At 69.0% G+C, this 2,922-nt stretch carries 3 protein-coding genes; 2 read left to right on the top strand and 1 reads right to left on the bottom strand.

What is annotated here, in order from left to right; translation table 11 throughout:
* Positions 1–139: 139 nt before the first annotated feature.
* Entirely contained in the window at positions 140–412 is a 273-nt protein-coding gene (locus ACIRJP_RS42230; protein WP_404186501.1) for a hypothetical protein, read from the top strand.
* Between the two features lie 352 nt (positions 413–764).
* Complete coding sequence (locus ACIRJP_RS42225; protein WP_404186499.1) at positions 765–965, top strand: hypothetical protein; 201 nt, start codon at positions 765–767, stop codon at positions 963–965.
* A gap of 885 nt (positions 966–1,850) precedes the next feature.
* Here ACIRJP_RS42225 and ACIRJP_RS42220 read toward each other — a convergent pair.
* Positions 1,851–2,603 carry a DUF4118 domain-containing protein gene (locus tag ACIRJP_RS42220; RefSeq protein ID WP_404186497.1) on the bottom strand — a complete coding sequence of 251 codons (753 nt, stop codon included), beginning with the start codon at positions 2,601–2,603 and terminating at the stop codon, positions 1,851–1,853.
* Positions 2,604–2,922: the final 319 nt, after the last annotated feature.

The following is a 2,922-nucleotide window of genomic DNA, read 5'->3' as shown; positions in this document are numbered from 1 at the left end:
CTCCGGCGGATAGTGCTTCATGACCACGACACGTCCATCTCTCAGATCCTCAAGATCCACTATCTCCAGTGTCCAAGATCAGGGGTGAAGGCCCCCCCAGGGGCCCGCGAACGCCCCGTACGCCCAGGCGGCTGCAGTCGTGAAGGCCGACGCCACGGTGGTGCGGGCCAAGGGTGTCGTCCGTGTCGACAAGGTCAACCCCGGCCGCTACTGCGTCACCGTCGCAGAGGGCATCGACTGGGCCAAGAGCGTGCCGCAGGCCACCCTGGGCCCCGGCGCCAAGTGGAACGGGGAAATCCGAGTGGCTACGGAGCCGTCCGCAGTCTGCGGCAAGGACGCGCGCAAGCTGGGCGTCTACACCGGCGTCAACGGCGCCTACGCCGACCAGCCGTTCAACGTGATCGTCCCCTAACCACACCCAGCAGCCGAAGACCCTGGCAACCCAGCAGAAGCGGCAGCACGCACAGCGGGTACGGCCCGGCCACCCCACGGTGACCGGGCCGCACCCATGAGCCCTACGGCGGGCGCCCGCCGGCCCACCCACTCCCCCGTCCGCAGGGAACGGCCTGGCACCAGAGACACGGACGGGCTCGCGGCGCGGGTGTTCGCCGACAGTGCCTGCCACAAAGGCGGAGACGCCCTGCCGCTGAGTCTCAGGCGGGATGGTGGGGCAGTTCCTCGTCGGGACGGCCACCGGTTCCCAGGGGCCGCCGCGGAAACGAGGGCGCGGGCACGCAGTTCGTCGAGGCCGGACAGGCGCTCGGATGCAGCACGGCCTGCCCACCCTCGCCGCCCGCAACACGGCCGTGATCGAAGTGGTGGCGGACAGCACCGACGGCTTCGACGTCCGCGACGAGGACGTTTGTCCAGCACCGCATCAACATGCTCGGCCGGTACTGGTTCCTGCTGCCCGAATGCCCGGCGGGCTGGGGCCCCTGCGCGACCCGGAGCAGGCCGAGGCGTGAGCCCGCCGGTGCGGCGGTCCCACCACGCATCGCGTGGCGGGACCTGGCTCCCCCGTAAGAGTGATCTTGGATGGTGAGCGGCTTGTTCATCATCTCCATGGAGAGACAGCGATGGGACTTGTCGTGAGAAAAGGAAACACTCATGGGACGCATGCGCACAGGGGACTTCCTCTTGGAGCACTACAACCACCCCGGCCATCTGGTGCGTATCACCGGCAGTGGGTCACTGATCATCAGCAGTGGGGACGTGTCCCTCGGCCCGAGCGACAGCGAAGACCAGAGGTTCCGGATGAAGCTCGTGGACGGTTGGTCGAAGGACGGGGACTGGGGCGGCTATCTCCAGGCCACCCGCGGCAAGTACGAGGGTTACTACCTCGACTCCAAAGAAGGCTGGGCGAAGGTCTACTCGTACAAGGACGGCCAAGTCGTCTTCTTCGACAAGGGGGACTGGTACGAGATCTCGCAGATCTACCAGGACAAGCCCCGTCCGCTCACCAGCGCCGACGATGGTCTGCGTTTCGTTGTGGGGGGGCGAGCCCCTGCGCTTCACCATCCAGGACATCTAGAGCTTCGGCTCGGTAGCGGTGCCGACTGCGGGACCGGGTTCCCCCCTCGCAGCCGGCGCCCCGGTCACGTCGCCGCCGCCCGGCGCCTGCCGGGCTCGGCGGGCCGGATCGGCGGCAGGGTACAGCGCCCGGGCGGCAGGATGTCCTCAAGACGGTGCTCCGGCCCCCGCTTCAGAAACGGCCGGGCACCAGGCCCGGCCCGCGCGCGGCCCCGCCGACGCGCGAGAGGGACTTGCCGGCCACCGATCCCCGAGGCCCGGAGAGTGGAGTTCATCCGCTGGCAGGTGCAGCAGGCTGTGCAACCGGAAGGAGGCCGGGGTTACTGCTCCTGCGGACTGGGCCCCGCCCGGTCCAGGGCGGCAGCGGCCTGGTCGGCGAGGGTGACGGCGACCAGGCGGGCTTTGAGATCGGGGCGGGCATCTGGAGCGGGCGTGAGCATGAACCGGCCTTGGAAGCGGCCGCCTGCGCTGGCCCGCAGTTCGATTTCTTGCTGGGGCCAGCCTCGCTGCTCAACGTTCCAGCGCTTGCGGCCGACGGTGACATTGCCGTCTTGTTCAAGACGGGCGGGGTGGCCAAGGAGGGAGCCGTACTCGAACCGGCACCCGCGCAGCTGTAGCAGCTCGGTGAGTTGCTGCTTGACGTGGTCGACCACCGCGTCGGCGGATCTGGTGGTCTGGGTGAGCTGGGCGGTGTCGTGAACGCGGGCAAGGTAGTCGGCATCCGTGACGACGAGTACCTCCAACCGCCGGGCGCGGGCGGCCAGCTGCGATACGGTCAGGCCCACTGCCAGCAGCAGGACCGCCGTGGTGATGTCTGCTCCGCGGTTGATGTTGAAGCTCTGGTAGGGACGGGTGAGGAAGAAGTCGAACCACGCAGCCGAGGACAGGGCTGCCAGGCCGCCAGCCAGGCGGTTGCCGGCAGCGGCGACCGCGACGATGGCCACGACCAGGATCAGGGCCAGGTTCGTGCTCGACACACTGCCCCGGAACGGCACCAGGACGAGGGCAAGAAGCAGCGGACCGGCCACGGCTGCCGCCAGCGCGATGCGGTCACGGAGCGGAAAACCGGTCACCGGCGCACCTCCCACCCCTTACTTACCACGTTGTATCCGTTATGTCCGGGCGGCGTGCGGGCAGCGACCCACAGCACTTCACGGGCTGAGGCCTCCGCGGTGGCCCTGCCCCGCCGCCGGCAAGGGGGCCCACCGGCGGCACCACACGGGTGCGGTTTCTGCGGCGGATCAGGGCGCGCAGCCGGGCAGGTCCGACGCAGCACGGTCCGGTGGCCGTCGTTCTTCAGACTGCGAGGTGTCTCATGAGACACCGTGATCAGACTGTGGGTCGGACGCACACCCAGTTTTCAGGTGTAGGCCGCGCGCCCCTGACCGGAAC

The sequence above is a fragment of the Streptomyces sp. NPDC102437 genome (assembly GCF_044765565.1).
In the GTDB taxonomy this organism is placed as follows: Bacteria; Actinomycetota; Actinomycetes; order Streptomycetales; family Streptomycetaceae; genus Streptomyces.
Note: the sequence above shows the minus strand (reverse complement) of the source record. Positions and strands in the feature narration are given on the sequence as shown.